The organism is Chryseobacterium sp. MMS23-Vi53 (genome assembly GCF_047651245.1).
Taxonomy (GTDB): Bacteria; Bacteroidota; Bacteroidia; order Flavobacteriales; family Weeksellaceae; genus Chryseobacterium.
On record NZ_CP180265.1, the window covers coordinates 2,670,004 to 2,685,989 of the forward strand.

Consider the following 15,986-nt stretch of genomic DNA (forward strand, 5'->3'; position numbering starts at 1 on the left):
CAACTAGCAACTTCTATGCAAAAAACAAATAAGCCAAAGCAATCGAAGTAATAACACCCACCAAATCCGCCAAAAGCATGGCAATTACCGTGTATCTCGTATTCTTCACGGCTACCGCTCCAAAATAAACCGCAATCACATAAAACGTCGTGTCTGAGCTTCCCTGAAGTACTGCCGCCAATTTCCCCTGAAAACTGTCTGCTCCAAAAGTCGACATTGTATCAACCATCATTCCACGGGCTCCGGAGCCGGATAAAGGTTTGATTAAAGCGGTTGGAAGTCCATCTACAAATCGAGGGTCGAATTGTGCAACGTTTGCTACCCATTTCATCCCATCGATAATTACGTCAAAAACTCCGGAAGTTCTCAATAAAGAAATAGCGATCAACATTCCGACTAAATATGGAATAATTTTCACGCAGGTTGTGAAACCTTCTTTTGCCCCTTCAATAAAAGCATCAAAAACATTGATTTTTTTGTAAACAGCGCCCAAAACGATTGCTAAAAATATAAAAAGAATCAATCCGTTACTTAAAACTTTGCTGAAATCATCAAGCTCATCTTTGCTCAATTGAGTCAAATACAAAACTAACAAAGCAATAACAGCCGAAATTCCACCAACGTAAGCAATTACGATAGGTCTTAATAAATTGATTTTCTGATATAGAGATACGATAATCATTGCCGCTAAAGTCGCTGCAAAAGTCGCAATCATACACGGAAGAAAAATATCCGTCGGTGTTTTTGAACCCATCGAAGCGCGAATCGCAATAATTGAAACAGGGATCAAAGTCATTCCTCCTGCGTGAAGACAAAGGAACATAATTTGCGAATTACTTGCCGTTTCTTTATTTGGATTTAAAGTTTGAAGACTTTCCATGGCTTTTAAACCGAAAGGTGTTGCTGCATTGTCTAAACCTAAAAGATTGGCGCTGAAATTCATCAGCATATGTCCAAAAGCAGGATGGTTTTTCGGAATATCAGGAAATAATTTTGAGAAAAAAGGTTGTATTAATCGGCTCAGAAGATTGATTCCGCCTGCTTTTTCTGCAATACTCATGAAGCCCATGAATAAGGTCATAATTCCAATTAAACCAAGGCAGATTTTTACAGCTGTTTCCGAAGTTCCAATCACTCCGTCCGCTTCCTGAACGCGGTATATTTTCACATCTTGTTTTAAAGAATCTGTTTTGTAATGTATTCTGCTGTCTGCAAAATCGGACTTTTTCGTCAAACTGTCCCGCACGACCGGAGCGAGTGTATTCATTTTTTGTGTTGCAATCTGTACTGTATCGCCGCCTTTTCCTACCACCATATCGTTGAAAATGGTTTTGTAATGGCTTGATGAAATGTATTTTATACTTGCAATAGCGATGGCAACAATAATAAATGCCGACCAAATTCTGCTGAGAACCATTTGATTAAATTATAATTGTTTAAACTTATCAAAAAAAGTTCAGATTACAAAAAAAGGGAAGGTTTTTAAGGATTTTTCCATCGATAGGAACGGGCTTTAGCCCGTTTTAAGATTCGTAAACATGAGAATTGGCTTTAGCCAAAACTTATATTTGTAATAATAGATTCTTCACATCACTCGGAATGAGCAGTGAAAACGTTGAAAATAATTGAAATTTAAATAAAACTATTACTTTTCATCAAGATAAACCAAAAAGCCATCAAAATCATCATCCACACTTTTCAGAACTTTTGCATCTTTCATTTTCTTTTCCAGACCATCGATAAAAAAACTTTTTTCGAAAAACTGACGGTGAATTCCAGGTAATAGCTCTCTATAATAATCCATCCCGAATTTATTATTATGAAGATCCATTTTGGTTTCTAAAGGTTTGTTGGGAAACAATTCTTCGTGCATATCGGTGATTCTTTTACAGAAATCCAGTGCTTTTTCAGGAGAAGAAACTTTAGAACAGTACATCGTGATAAAACAGCACCACAATGCGTGTCTGAAAGCGTTTCCGATGCCGTTGTTGGATGCCGTTTTAGGAAATTTTTTCTGAGCAATGGTGTATGCCTGAATGGTCGCATGAAAACTCAGTAATGAGAAAATAGGATGGGGAAGAACCAGCGATAAAAGATGGCAAATCTTTTTAAAGCTTAATGTTCGGATCGTATTAAAAAATATTCTGAAAGTTCTCATCAATAAAAATCTCTCCCGAATTAGAGAGAGATTGATGTATTTTGTTACAAATTATTAAGCTTTTACAGCCAATAAATTTACTGTTTTAGCTACTGTATCCTGAATTTCGGTTCTTTTCACGATGAAATCTACGAAACCTTTTTCCTGAAGGAATTCTGAAGTCTGGAATCCTTCTGGTAAATCTCTACCGATGGTCTCACGGATAACTCTTGGTCCTGCGAAACCGATTAAAGCGCCCGGTTCTGCCATGATGATATCTGCTGTCATTGCAAAAGAAGCCGTAATTCCTCCGAAAGTTGGATCACAAAGATAAGCGATGTATAAAAGTCCCGCTTCTGAAAGCTGAGCCAATTTCGCCTGAACTTTAGCCAACTGCATCAAAGAATATGTTGCCTCCTGCATTCTTGCACCACCAGACTGGCAAATAATCATGTAAGGAAGTTTCTTCTCGATACAATAATCAATTGCTCTTCTGATTTTTTCACCCATTACCGAACCTAAAGATCCGCCAATGAAAGCAAAATCCATACAAGAAACCACCATTTCAGTTCCTTTTACGGTTCCTACAGCATTTCTGATAGAATCTGTAAGTTTAGTCTTCGCTTTTACCTCTTTTAAACGGTCTGTGTAAGATTTAGTATCCTTAAAGTTCAGGATGTCAATACTTTCAACATTAGCATCCAGTTCTGTGAATTTACCACCATCAAAAAGGATATCAAAAAATTCTGCACTTCCTATTCTTACATGAAATCCGTCTTCAGGAGAAACATAGTTGTTTCTTTTCAGTTCATCGTGTTCTACCACTTTTCCTGACGGAGTCTGATGCCAAAGACCTTTGGGAACATCCTTTTTTTCATCAGTAGAGGTTGTTATGTTTTTTGCCTGTCTTTTAAACCACTCGAATGCCATATTGTAATATAATTAATATAAATAAATGAAAGAAGATAAATGACAGACTTTTAGATAAGCCATCATTCATCAATTATCATCTATAATTTATTTAAGCGTATTTACGTTATTTAAATCTTCAAAAGCCTGAACCAATCTCTTAGAGAAAGTTTCTTCACCTTTTCTTACCCAAACTCTAGGATCGTAGAATTTCTTGTTCGGTTTTTCTTCACCTTCAGGGTTTCCGATTTGAGTTTTCAAATAATCAATATTGTTTACCATATAATCTCTGATTCCTTCTGTATAAGCAAACTGAAGGTCAGTATCAATGTTCATTTTAATTACACCGTAATCGATCGCCTCTCTTATTTCTTCTAAAGTAGAACCAGAACCACCGTGGAATACGAAATTGATAGGTTTTTCAGCTGTTCCGAATTTCTCCTGAACATATTTCTGAGAATTATCAAGAATTTTTGGTGTAAGAACCACGTTTCCTGGCTTGTAAACTCCATGTACGTTTCCGAAAGCTGCTGCAATTGTAAAGTTGTCAGAAACAGCCTTCAATTTTTCGTAAGTGTAAGCGATATCTTCCGGTTGAGTATATAATTTAGAGTTATCAACATCTGAATTATCAACACCGTCTTCTTCACCACCAGTTACTCCGATTTCTACTTCGAGAGTCATTCCGATTTTAGCCATTCTTTCGAAATATTTAGCAGAAATTTCTAAGTTTTCTTCTAAAGATTCTTCAGAAAGATCCAGCATGTGAGAAGAATAAAGAGATTTTCCTGTTTGCTTGAAGAACTCCTCGTTAGCATCCATCAAACCGTCGATCCAAGGCAATAGTTTCTTTGCAGCATGGTCTGTGTGAAGAATTACAGTTGCTCCATAAGCTTCTGCCAAGGTGTGAATATGTTTTGCTCCGGCAATTGCTCCCAAAATAGCAGCTTTTTGTCCGTCATTGCTTAATCCTTTTCCTGCGTTGTAAGCAGCTCCACCATTTGAGAACTGAATGATAACAGGTGAGTTTAGTTTTGCTGCAGTTTCCAAAACCGCATTTACGTTGCTAGAACCAATTACGTTTACTGCTGGTAATGCATATTTGTTTTCTTTAGCATGCTGAAAAATATCAGTAACTAATTGACCTGTGGCAACTCCTGCCGGGAAAATTCTGCTCATGTTTTGCTTTTTAATAAAATTTATTAGGGTGTTTTTAAATTCCTGTAAAGGTAATAATTTTTAGAATATCGTTAATTTCTTTTGTCTCTCCCCCAAAGTAGCTTCTGGCGGATGGTTTCATAGAAACTCAAATCATTGGGCTGAACCAGCAAAATCTGAAAATCTGCCTTTCGGATGACGATTTCCTTATCTGTTTCTATATGTATCAGTCGTGAATCCAGCGATAGAGAATATTGTGAAACCCTGCTTTCTACTTTAAATTTAATTTCAACACTATCGTTCACCACCAAAGGTCTTACATTTAAGTTGTGAGGAGCAATAGGTGTGATGACGAAATTTTCGTTGTTTGGAGAGATGATCGGTCCGCCGCAACTTAAAGAATAAGCTGTAGAACCCGTCGGAGTTGAAACGATAACACCGTCTCCCCAGAAAACATTTAAAAATTCATCATTAATATAAGAATCCACCGTTACCATCGATGTTGTTTCTTTTCTGGAAACGGTAACATCATTTAAGGCATATGGGAAAAAATCTTCCAGTTCAGGCGAAACCACTTGAATCACAGAGCGACGGCTTGTTTTTACGTCTCCTTTTAAAATAGAATCGAGCTCTTTGAAGGCTTCTTCTTTGGTGAAACTTGCCAAAAATCCTAATCTTCCTGTATTTACACCAACAATCGGAATTTCAAGATCTTCAATAAAGGTTAAAGAATTTACAATCGTTCCATCTCCGCCAAAAGTGAAGAAAAGGTCGACTTCCTTATCCAGAAGATCCTGTTTGTTATTAAACGTTTCAAATATTTTTGAAAACTGAAGTGCTTCCGCCATCTCATCATACAAAACAGATTTTACACCTCTGTTTTCCAGTTCGGAAATAAATTTGCTTAAATATAAAAAAGTATCAAGATCTTTTTTCTGAGAATAAATGGCTGCCTTCATTAGTTTTTATATTTCTATGAATTTTTGGAAAAATCCGAATCTGTCCTGAAACAAATCTGATTTTTCATCAGAATAATACTTCTGCACAATTCTATAATCATATCGGTCGAATGTTTCATCAATAGAACTTAGGTTTTCATTGCCAATCTTTATTGTCACCTGAATTACTTCGTCGGACATAAAACTGATAAAAGCACCATAAAATTTAGAATTATTACTTTCCACAATATTGGCAATTTCTGTCATCGAATATCTTCTGGTCGGAACTTCCACGGTAAGAATGGCTCCCGACTCCGAAAACAAAGGATATTTCGACAAATCCTGGAAAATATCTTCACAGCTGATATATCCCAAATACTTTTCTGCCTTGTTGATAACCGGAATCACATTAGAATTGAATGTATAAAACAAACGAATGCTATCCATAATATTGTTATCCTCCAAAATAGCAAAACGCTCAATCTGATGTTCCAGATCTTTCAGAATTCCGTCCTCTTCGTAAAGAAAATCCTGAGCAAGCGCTCCGTAAAAGTGATGGGACTTTTTGATGAATATATGAGAATATCCAAATGCTTCTAACATGTCCCTTGCTGATTCTATCGAGTCAGTCAGGCTAAAACACGGGTAGTCTTTTGAGATATAGTCCTTGATAAACATTGTGCTAATTTATAAAAAATTAAACGAAACTTTTTCTGAAACACCTACTTTTTTTTGTAGATTTAAAAAAAAGCAATTTTAAAATTTGTTTGTGACGAAAAAAAAAGTATCTTTGTCGCCTTTCATTTTTACTTTTTATTAGATTTATTTCAAACTGCACTGTCTATTAGGCACATGCAGTTTTTTTATTTTAAAGCCTTTGCAAACTCCCACATTACAATTCCTCCACAAACGCTTACATTCAAAGAATGCTTTGTTCCCAATTGAGGAATTTCTATGAATGAATCGATGTTTGGCAACGCTTCATCACTTATTCCTTCTACTTCATTTCCTAAAATTACAGCATATTTTTTAGATTTATCAATCGTAAAATCTGTAATCATTTGGCTGTTTGTCGTTTGCTCGATTCCTACCATCTCAAAACCTTGAGATTTTAAATCATTAATGGTAACGTTGATATCACTTTCATGACTCCAATCCACGCTTTCTGTCGCTCCCAAAGCCGCTTTGTGAATTTCACGGTGAGGGGGTTGCGGGGTAATTCCGCAAAGAATGATTTTCTGAACCAAAAATGCATCAGCCGTTCTGAAAGTTGCACCCACATTGTGCATACTTCTGATATTGTCTAAAACTACCACCAAAGGAATTTTTTCCACAGATTTAAAAGTTTCTACATCTATTCTGTTGAGTTCTTCCAGCTTTAATTTGTGTACCAATTTCTTATTTTGTTGAGATTAATTTTCCGTCTTTGTAAACTTCTGTTTTCTCGATGCTTCCGTCTTCGCGGTAATGAACTCTAGTTCCGTTCCATTTATCATTTACGAATTCCGTTTCCCTTTGGATTTTCCCTGATGGGTAAAGCATTTTCCATTTTCCTGTAGCAATTCCGTTGTCATAAAAACCGATTTGCTTTACAGATTTTCCGTTTTCATAGAAAAGTTTACTTTCGCCCTGCAATTTACCAAATTTAAAATTTGAAATCTCTGTTATTACTCCCGAAGAATTATAAAAAGTTGCAGTTAAGCTGTTATCATAAATATTTTTCTCGCCATTTCTGAATATTTCTTTTGAGGTTAAAACTCCGTTTTTATCAAAATATTGCCATTCTTTTACTTTATAATCCTTTTTGTATTCCCCCTTTGCCTGAACTTTTCCGTTGTCGTAGTAAAAAATCGCGTCGCCTTCCAGCTTTCCTTTTTTCCATTCGGCAATTTCTTTTACTTGTCCGTTATCAAAAAATTGTTTGCAAGATCCTTCCTGTAATCCGTCTTTAAATCCACATGGTTTCTGAGCTGTCATCACCGAAAAAGAAAAAACAGCCAATAAAAGTGAATATTTCATAATTGATTTTTTAGTTTAAAATTAATATTTGTTGAATTGATCTAATTGTTTAAATGCAAAAGTTTTGTTTATTTTAGATAAACAAAGGCTTAAAACTCATAATACATTAATTATTTTTCGTTAATAATTGTTTATGTAATAAAATTTTAACATTTTACTCCCCAAATATGGGTATTTATTCTCTTTTATAAAATACCTATATTTGGCTAAAATATGAGCTATGAAAAATGCACTCGTTTTAATGACCATGGTATCAGCTTTTACTTTTACCAAGGCACAAAATACATACTACCCACAAGCTTTTTTCGATAAAAAACTGGCGCAAAATATGATCGGTTTTGGAAATTCTACGATCGAAGGTGTGGCTTCAACCAAACAGAAAAACAATTGGGGAATCAAGCCTTTATTAGCAGAAAAACATTATGCTAAAAAAGGAACTGTCGTAATGCTTTTTCCGGTAACACCTTATTTTGAAGAGTTTTACAGCATGAGAAAAAAGTATGAAAACAAAAAAACTACGGTTTATATGTCCGAAGAAGCTTTCAAATACAGAATTGAAGCTTTAACAGATGATCGCGGAAGATTTAAATTTGAAAAATTAAAACCGGGAAAATATTATTTAGAAACGATCGTTAATTTCACAGCAACGGCAAGTTACCAGCAACAAACCGGACAATCCGATGCTTACAACGCTTACGGTGGATATTTGTATTCTACTCCAATTTATCAAACGTTTTTCTATGGCTATAACGCAGGAAATCGAGAAAGTAAATTTGTTGAAATAAAACAAGACGGCGAATTAAAAGAAATCAATCTCTAAGAGGTTGATTTTATTTTTTTAGCATAATTTGATGAACATTTTTCTCAATATTTTGGGCAATAGTTTCCATCGGAATATCGTTTTCGTCGTTGTTAAAAGGATCTTCGATTTCTTCGGCAATCAATTCCAAACTCATCAAAACATAATACACAAAAACCGTTAACGGAATGATAAAAAAACCAATATTGACGACATAAGCAATTGGCAAAGCAAAAACATACAAAATGATAAATTTCTTGATGAAAGAAGAATAAGAATAGGGGATTGGGGTGTTTTTAATTCTTTCACATCCTCCGCAAACCTCCAGAAAACCTGAAAGTTGAGTGTCCAAATACAGCATTTCGATCTCTGAAATTTTTCCCTCTTTTTTTAATTGATTTAATTTATGCGTTAAAAGAATAACCAATTCACTCGGACCGTGATTTTTCAAAGATTTTTCAATTTCAGAATAATCTTCGTCCAAAGCCAATCTTGTCGATTCCTGAGAAAGATGTTTTGCTAAAAAATGTGGATAAAATTTCAAAAACCGGGCAATTTGTTCAATACTTTGTCTGTCATCATCCAAAATATTACTAATCTTTATGGCAAAATTTCGTGTGTCATTCACCAACTTTCCCCAAAGTTTTCTGCCTTCCCACCATCTATCATAAGCGGTATTCGTCCTGAAAACCAATAGCAAAGAAAGCACAAAACCTAATAAAGAATGTATCAAACCAACATTGCTCACTCCAGATTTTGAGGTAAGATGCAGGTATTCGACTTCCAAATACTGAATTCCCCAAGAGTACAATCCCACCAAAATCATGCTCGGAAAAAGGATTTTTAGCGTGTCACTTTTATGTAAACTAAAAAGAATTTTCAGGAAATGTTTGGTGTTGTAGGCTCTCATAAACAAGGTTGTCTTACAAATATAAAATTTTCGTTTTACAGGACTTTACTAAATCTTAAAATTTTGTCTAAAACTATACGCTATTGCTATCATTTGCTGAACGAAGTGCCTTTGTGATCGGAAAATATACACGAAAAATTTAAGATAAATGCTTGCGAACATAGTGTTAAAAATAGATTCTTCACTTCGCTTTTGCTTCGTTCTGAATGACATTATATAAAATCAGGGAAAGATAAATTTACCCTCAAAATTTCCCCAAAATTCAAAAAAACACTATTTTTAGCTCTCATTTTAAATACCAAATCAAAATGATCCTCGAAAACGTAGATGTTGTCACTGATATCAGTAAAGAAGATTTTCAGAAAAATTATTTCAAAAAGCATAAACCTCTTTTGATTAAAAATTTCGCGAGCCGATGGGACGCTTTCGATAAATGGAACTTCGATTTTATTCGCGAAAAGGCTGGTGAACAGGAAGTTCCGTTATACGATAATAAACCTGCAGATGCCAACAAAAGTACAGATGCACCAGTCACAAAAATGAAAATGAAGGACTATATTGACACGATAAAAAGCAACCCTTCTGATCTCCGAATTTTCTTTTACATCATTACCGATCGTCTTCCGGAACTGTTAAAGAATTTTACTTATCCGGATTTAGGAATGAAATTTTTCAAGCGGCTGCCGACCTTATTTTTCGGGGGAAGCGAAGCCCATGTTTTGATGCATTACGATGTGGATTTGGGAGACTTTCTTCATATTCATTTTGAAGGGAAAAAGAGAATTTTATTGTTTGATCAAAAGCAATCTGCTTTTTTGTATAAAGTTCCGCTATCGGTTCATACCATTTACGAGGTAAATTACGAAAATCCGGATTATGAGAAATTTCCGGCTTTAAAACATGCTAAAGGTTTTGAAATTTTCATGGAACATGGTGATGCGCTTTTTATTCCGGGAGCTTTTTGGCATTTCAACAGATATTTAGAACCAGGATTTTCAATGTCGCTTCGTGCGCTTCCGAATAAACCAAATGTTTTTGCTAATATGCTGTATCATGTTTTCATTATGAGATATACAGATAAATTAATGCGGAAGATTTTTAAAGCTAAGTGGGTGAATTATAAGCAGAAATGGGCTTACGAAAAAAGCTCAAAAGCTCTAGCTAAAAAAGCCATATAATTTTATTTCCCACAGATTAACACAGATATTTATGCTTTAATTCTGCATAATTATCTGTGTAAATCTGTGAAATCTGAGAGAAACCATAAATGTAGTTTTTCAAAAACTTTACTTCTACTATTTTATTTCATACTTTTACCGACCTAATTTTTAAGAACGATTTTAATGGCAAAGGCAGCGAAGAAAGAAACCCCGTTAATGATTCAGTACAATACCATCAAGGCGAAATATCCTGATGCGCTTTTACTATTCAGAGTGGGGGATTTTTACGAAACTTTCGGGCAGGATGCGGTTAGAACTTCTCAAATCTTAGGAATCGTTTTAACGAAAAGAGCCAACGGTGAAGGGCACATCGAACTGGCTGGATTTCCGCATCATTCCGTAGATTCTTACCTGCCAAAATTGGTAAGAGCAGGAATGAGAGTTGCCATTTGCGACCAGTTGGAAGACCCAAAAACGGTCAAAGGAATTGTAAAAAGAGGAGTTACAGAACTGGTAACACCCGGAGTTACATTCAACGACCAGGTTTTAAACTCAAAAAAGAATAACTTCCTGTTATCTCTTCATAAGGAAAAAGAGAAATTCGGGATTGCTTTGGTGGATATTTCGACGGGAGAATTCTTGGTGAGTGAAGGGAATTTAGAAAAACTACTGCATATCGTCAATACTTTTGATCCGAGTGAGATTATTTATCAGAGAAGTGTTCAGATTCCGGAACAGATTAAAAATAAAAATGCTTTCAAGCTTGAAGACTGGGCTTATCAATATAATTTCGCTTACGAGAAACTGACCAGTCATTTTAAAACCAATTCATTAAAAGGTTTTGGTGTTGAAAATCAGCCATTGGCCATTACGGCAGCAGGAGCGATTTTTGCTTATTTAGTTGAAGATACACATCACAATTTACTGTCTCACATCACAAAAATTCAGGTGATTCCACAGGAGGATTTTCTAATGATGGATAATTTCACATTGAGAAATCTTGAAATCGTTTATCCAAGCAATCCACAGGGAAAATCTCTTTTAGATATTATCGATAAAACTTCAACTCCGATGGGAGGAAGATTGTTGAGAAGAAGAATTATTTTACCTTTAAAATCAGTCGAAGAAATCAACAGAAGGCTTTCTTTAATTGATTTTTTAAACGAAAATGATCATCTTAAATATGATATTTCCCAATTATTAAAATCGATATCAGATTTGGATCGATTGATGGGAAAATTGGCTGCAGAGAAAATTTCACCGAAAGAATTGGGATATCTTCGTCAGAGTTTAATTAATATTCATCAAATCAAAGCATTGCTTCATCCTTATGCTGATGTGTTGGCTTGGCTTGAACCTCTGTATGACCAAGATGAATTGATAAAATGTCTTCAAAATCATTTAAATGACGAGCTTCCTGTGAATTTAGCAAAAGGAAATGTTATTAAAGAAGGAATTTCCGAAGAACTAGACCGATTGAGAGGACTTCAATCTAAAGGTCGTGGTTTCTTGGACGAAATGTGCCAAAGAGAGATTGAAAGAACAGGAATTACAAGTCTTAAAATTGATTTTAATAATGTTTTCGGATATTATATTGAAGTTCGAAATACACATAAAGATAAAGTTCCAAGTGATTGGTTGAGAAAACAGACGTTGGTAAATGCCGAACGTTACATCACAGAAGAGCTGAAAGAATATGAAAATCAGATTCTTGGAGCAGAAGAAAAAATTGGAGTTTTAGAAAACGAACTCTACCGAAATGTTTGTTCTGAAACAATGATTTATATCGACCAGATTCAGGAAAATTCCAAAATTATTGCACAGTTGGATGTGGCAGTCGGTTTGTCGGAACTTGCTGTTTCTGAGAGCTATACAAAGCCGGTTCTGAATGATGGTTTCGCTGTTGATTTAAAAGAAGCACGACACCCGATCATTGAAAATGCGCTTCCTTTAGGCGAAAAATATATCCCGAACGATATTTTCTTAGATAAAGATTCTCAGCAGATTATTATGGTTACCGGACCGAACATGGCGGGTAAATCGGCGATCCTTCGTCAGACTGCCATTGTTTGTCTTTTAGCACAAATCGGAAGTTTTGTACCGGCAAAATATGCTGAGATCGGAGTTTTAGATAAAATTTTTACAAGGGTAGGAGCAACGGATAATATTTCCGCCGGTGAATCAACTTTTATGGTTGAAATGAATGAAGCGGCGAATATTTTAAATAATATTTCCGAGAGAAGTTTAATTCTTTTAGACGAAATCGGTCGTGGAACTTCTACTTACGACGGGGTTTCTATTGCGTGGGCAATTGCAGAATATCTTCATCAGCATCCGACTCAGGCAAAGACTTTATTTGCAACGCATTATCATGAACTCAATGAAATGACAGTGAATTTCGAACGTGTGAAAAACTTTCACGTTTCCATTCAGGAGAATAAGGGGAATATTATTTTCTTGAGAAAGTTGGTTTCGGGTGGAAGTGAGCATAGTTTCGGTATTCATGTGGCAAAATTAGCGGGAATGCCATCGAAAGTTGTTAACAGGGCTAATGAAATTTTAAAAACGCTGGAAGCAAGCCGTTCTCAAAGTGGTGGCTCTTCCGAAATTAAAAGAGTAACAGAAGAAAATATGCAGTTGTCTTTCTTTCAGTTGGATGATCCTGTTCTGGAGAATATCCGTGAGGAACTGACGAAAATAGATATTAATACTTTGACACCGATTGAGGCTTTAATGAAGCTGAATGCGATAAAGAAAATGATTGGTAAATAAGTTTGAGAGTGTTTTAGAGTTTTAGTGAAATTATTCTAAAATAAATGAATCTCTTTATTCAGAAATAAAATAAAAAATCTCAAGAGTTTTTCTTGAGATTTTTTGTGATCTATTTTAAATTTAATATTTCTTCAAAGATAAAGGAAAAGTATAAAGAAAACGTACTGGCTCTCCGTTGATCATTGCCGGTTTCCATTTTACAAATAATCTTCTTACGGCAACTTCTGCGGCTTGTGAATGTTTTTTATCACTTCCTGTTGCGGCTACAAATCTTACATACCCGGATTTTTCAACAATGAAATAAACACGGGTATCAATTTTATTTGATTTTACATCAATTACATCCATGCTTTCTGCAAATTTTCTTTTAAAAGTCTCCATTCCTCCCGGAAATTCGGCCGGAGTATCTGCTTTGGTATAAACGCCGTCATCGAGTTTCATTTTTGTTTTTAAAATCGCATAATCAGGAAGTTGTGTTACATTGCTGAATTCCTGAGCAAATATCGCCGTACTAAAAAACAGACTTAAAAAGAATAGTATTGGTTTCATAATGACAAAAATAAGTTATCCTTTTTTGGAAAGCAAAAAGAGAGCCGAAGCTCTCTTGATATTATAAATGATTGTATTCGTACGTGGTAATTTCTGAACTTGTAGCCATATCATTTTCATCATAATAATCTCGGACGTCTTTTTTCGGATAACCATTGGTGTGGTATTCGTAGCTCGATTGGAAATTGGTATACTCATTTCCAGTTCCGGGATAGGTAATAATGTTTTTGTATCGCAAAACATTTCGGTTAGATACATTAAGATCTTCCGTTACCAATAATAACTTTGTGTAACCCGTCACATTTTTAAAAGGAAAGCTTCCTCCATCATATGTAATTGTCTGCAAAGTTCCATTTCCGGTTGTTGTTGTAGAACCCTGAACCCATGAAACGTTTTCTTCCCAATTTTTCAGCGAATTATCAGGGTTGGTAACTGCATCTTTGGTATAGGTCTTTGTTGAGCCTGTAGCAGCAATTGTAGTAATGATTTTTATCTTATCACCCCCAATGTAAGTGTAAGTTGTAGTGTCTGTTTGGCTAGGAACAGCACTGTAAACAGTTGTCTTTTTGGTGATTTTATTGTTGCTGTTGTAAGTGATCGTTGTAGTTTGTGTTGAATTATCCGGTAGAGTATCAACAAATTTTGTGATAAGATCTCCAGAATAAGTAAATACTCTTTTCCAGTTATCGGTTGTGTTTCTCATCTCCGTAATCTTCGCGCCACTATAACTGAACGTATAATTATCTCCGTCCTGAACCATTTTTGTAACCAAAATAGGATTATCGAAATCAGAGGTATCTTCTGCTACGGTTGAACAAGACATTACAGCTAAAAATGGAAGTAAAAGATAGAATTTTTTCATGTTGTTTTATTAGTAATATTAATTCAATTCAAAAATAAAGGAAATAATTGACTATGTCGGGACGGAAAATGTTAAAAATATTTTTTTAACAATCTTTAATTAAATGTTGAATAACAATAATTTATTAATTTTGAATATGAAGAATTTCATTACAATACTATTTCTCATTACAGGTTTTATCATTTTTAAAGCTCAACAAACCGCTGTTTCAATTGTAAAATATGAAGAACTTGAAAAAAGAATTCAACAGGAAAACGATAAACTTTTGGTGTTGAATTTTTGGGCAACGACTTGTGCTCCATGCGTGAAAGAACTTCCACATTTTATGGAAATCAATAAAAAATATACTGATAATCCTAAATTTAAAATGATTTTGGTTTCTCTTGACAGAGCTGTTGATAAAGAAAGAGTTTTAAAATTTATTAAAACTAAAAATCTTACAGCAGAAGTTATTTTATTGGATGATATTAAAAGGATGAATACCTGGATTCCGCGCTTTGAGAAGGATTGGGATGGAAATATTCCCGTAACGATTTTCTATAAAAATGGCGAAAAAGTACATTTCAACGATGGCGAGATGAGCAAGGAAGATCTTGAAAGTACAATTGTGAAAAATTTAAATTAAACAAAATATTATCATGAAAAATTTTAAAATTTTAATGGTCGCTTTTGTTGTCGGACTTGGCTTACTGAGTTTTACAACAACACATAAAGATAAAAACGAACCTAAAAAGGAAACAAAATCAGCAGCAAAAGGTTATGAAGTAGGAGATGAAGCAACAGATTTTAAATTAAAAAATGTTGACGGAAAAATGGTTTCTCTAAGCGATTTTAATTCTGCCAAAGGTTTTATCGTAGTTTTCACTTGCAATCATTGTCCTTACGCAAAAAAGTACGAAGACAGAATTATTGAGCTGGATAAAAAATACAAATCTCAAGGATATCCTGTCATTGCAATTAATCCAAATGATCCGTCCGTGCAGCCAGAAGACGGCTACAAACAAATGATTGACAGGGCAAAGCAGAAAGGGTTTACGTTTCCATATTTGGTGGATGAAGGGCAAAAAATTTTCCCTCAATACGGAGCTACAAAAACGCCTCACGTTTTCCTTCTTCAAAAAGAAAATGGTAAAAATATCGTAAAATACATCGGAGCTATCGACAATAACTACGAAAATCCAAACGATGTTTCAGAATATTATGTTCAGGACGCAGTAAATGCTTTGATTAAAAATGAACCGATAAAAATGACAAAAACAGTCGCAATCGGTTGTACTGTAAAAGTTAAAAAATAATATATTTGACAAATATTTCAACGAGAACGGGCTTTAGCCCGTTTTTTTAATAACAAAATCAAAATAGCTTTAGCCCAAAACATAAAGATGAAATTCAAATTCAGTTTAAAATATTTCGTTGCAACAATCCTCATTTTCTTAATTGAAATCTTAATAGCAACCAAATTAAAAGATATTTTCTTCATCAGAGCCTATCTTGGAGACGTGATTGTAGTGATGCTTTTATACACTTTCGTTAAAAGTTTTATTAAAATTAATGACCAAAAACTGATTCTTGGAATTCTTATTTTTTCTTGTGTTGTTGAGTTTGCACAATACTTCAATATTGCAGAAAGATTAGGCTTCCAACCGGGAAGCCTAATGTATATTGTAAGCGGAAATTCTTTCTCATGGATTGATATTTTGTGTTATGCAGTCGGATGTCTGCTGCTTTTTCTTTTTGTGAAAATTAATAATCAAAAAGAAGAAATAGTGTAAA

At 34.6% G+C, this 15,986-nt stretch carries 17 protein-coding genes; 6 read left to right on the top strand and 11 right to left on the bottom strand.

Annotated elements, in window-relative coordinates; all coding sequences use genetic code 11:
• Positions 1–13 precede the first annotated feature (13 nt).
• The 8 genes from ACKX2A_RS11910 to ACKX2A_RS11945 form a co-directional block, all read right to left on the bottom strand.
• Complete coding sequence (locus ACKX2A_RS11910; RefSeq protein WP_415324862.1) at positions 14–1,417, bottom strand: nucleoside recognition domain-containing protein; 1,404 nt, start codon at positions 1,415–1,417, stop codon at positions 14–16.
• 228 nt (positions 1,418–1,645) lie between these two features.
• The gene (locus tag ACKX2A_RS11915) at positions 1,646–2,158 is read right to left on the bottom strand and encodes a DUF6973 domain-containing protein (protein ID WP_415324864.1); all 513 of its coding nucleotides are present in this window, start codon (positions 2,156–2,158) and stop codon (positions 1,646–1,648) included.
• Positions 2,159–2,212: 54 nt separating this feature from the next.
• Complete coding sequence (gene accD, locus ACKX2A_RS11920) at positions 2,213–3,067, bottom strand: acetyl-CoA carboxylase, carboxyltransferase subunit beta (RefSeq protein ID WP_415324865.1); 855 nt, start codon at positions 3,065–3,067, stop codon at positions 2,213–2,215.
• Positions 3,068–3,154: 87 nt separating this feature from the next.
• Entirely contained in the window at positions 3,155–4,225 is a 1,071-nt protein-coding gene (gene fbaA, locus ACKX2A_RS11925) for a class II fructose-bisphosphate aldolase (protein WP_415324867.1), read from the bottom strand.
• Between the two features lie 71 nt (positions 4,226–4,296).
• On the bottom strand, positions 4,297–5,163 hold the full coding sequence (locus ACKX2A_RS11930) for an NAD kinase (RefSeq protein WP_415324869.1): 867 nt from the start codon (positions 5,161–5,163) through the stop codon (positions 4,297–4,299).
• 6 nt (positions 5,164–5,169) lie between these two features.
• Positions 5,170–5,745, bottom strand: coding sequence for a CBS domain-containing protein (locus ACKX2A_RS11935; RefSeq protein ID WP_415324871.1), 576 nt, complete (start codon positions 5,743–5,745; stop codon positions 5,170–5,172).
• Between the two features lie 260 nt (positions 5,746–6,005).
• Complete coding sequence (locus ACKX2A_RS11940; protein WP_415324873.1) at positions 6,006–6,536, bottom strand: RNA methyltransferase; 531 nt, start codon at positions 6,534–6,536, stop codon at positions 6,006–6,008.
• A 4-nt stretch (positions 6,537–6,540) separates the two neighbouring features.
• The gene (locus ACKX2A_RS11945) at positions 6,541–7,161 is read right to left on the bottom strand and encodes a toxin-antitoxin system YwqK family antitoxin (protein WP_415324875.1); all 621 of its coding nucleotides are present in this window, start codon (positions 7,159–7,161) and stop codon (positions 6,541–6,543) included.
• 220 nt (positions 7,162–7,381) lie between these two features.
• Between ACKX2A_RS11945 and ACKX2A_RS11950 the strand changes: the two genes are divergently transcribed.
• A complete protein-coding gene (locus ACKX2A_RS11950; protein WP_415324876.1) occupies positions 7,382–7,981 on the top strand; it encodes a hypothetical protein in 600 nt (199 codons plus the stop codon).
• Positions 7,982–7,991: 10 nt separating this feature from the next.
• Here the strand turns inward: ACKX2A_RS11950 and ACKX2A_RS11955 are convergent, their stop codons facing one another.
• Complete coding sequence (locus tag ACKX2A_RS11955; RefSeq protein WP_415324878.1) at positions 7,992–8,870, bottom strand: bestrophin family protein; 879 nt, start codon at positions 8,868–8,870, stop codon at positions 7,992–7,994.
• 308 nt (positions 8,871–9,178) lie between these two features.
• Here ACKX2A_RS11955 and ACKX2A_RS11960 point away from each other — a divergent pair, with 308 nt between their 5' ends.
• Together ACKX2A_RS11960 and mutS are read left to right on the top strand one after the other, a co-directional pair.
• Positions 9,179–10,048, top strand: coding sequence for a cupin-like domain-containing protein (locus tag ACKX2A_RS11960; RefSeq protein WP_415324880.1), 870 nt, complete (start codon positions 9,179–9,181; stop codon positions 10,046–10,048).
• 165 nt (positions 10,049–10,213) lie between these two features.
• Complete coding sequence (mutS, locus tag ACKX2A_RS11965; protein ID WP_415324882.1) at positions 10,214–12,802, top strand: DNA mismatch repair protein MutS; 2,589 nt, start codon at positions 10,214–10,216, stop codon at positions 12,800–12,802.
• Between the two features lie 120 nt (positions 12,803–12,922).
• Here the strand turns inward: mutS and ACKX2A_RS11970 are convergent, their stop codons facing one another.
• The gene (locus tag ACKX2A_RS11970; RefSeq protein ID WP_415324884.1) at positions 12,923–13,351 is read right to left on the bottom strand and encodes an energy transducer TonB; all 429 of its coding nucleotides are present in this window, start codon (positions 13,349–13,351) and stop codon (positions 12,923–12,925) included.
• Between the two features lie 61 nt (positions 13,352–13,412).
• On the bottom strand, positions 13,413–14,213 hold the full coding sequence (locus ACKX2A_RS11975) for a hypothetical protein (RefSeq protein WP_415324886.1): 801 nt from the start codon (positions 14,211–14,213) through the stop codon (positions 13,413–13,415).
• A gap of 136 nt (positions 14,214–14,349) precedes the next feature.
• Between ACKX2A_RS11975 and ACKX2A_RS11980 the strand changes: the two genes are divergently transcribed.
• The 3 genes from ACKX2A_RS11980 to ACKX2A_RS11990 all read left to right on the top strand — a co-directional run bounded on the left by ACKX2A_RS11980 (position 14,350) and on the right by ACKX2A_RS11990 (position 15,985).
• Complete coding sequence (locus tag ACKX2A_RS11980) at positions 14,350–14,838, top strand: TlpA family protein disulfide reductase (protein ID WP_415324887.1); 489 nt, start codon at positions 14,350–14,352, stop codon at positions 14,836–14,838.
• 13 nt (positions 14,839–14,851) lie between these two features.
• A complete protein-coding gene (locus ACKX2A_RS11985; protein WP_415324889.1) occupies positions 14,852–15,508 on the top strand; it encodes a thioredoxin family protein in 657 nt (218 codons plus the stop codon).
• A gap of 87 nt (positions 15,509–15,595) precedes the next feature.
• Complete coding sequence (locus ACKX2A_RS11990; protein ID WP_415324891.1) at positions 15,596–15,985, top strand: DUF2809 domain-containing protein; 390 nt, start codon at positions 15,596–15,598, stop codon at positions 15,983–15,985.
• Position 15,986 lies beyond the last annotated feature (1 nt).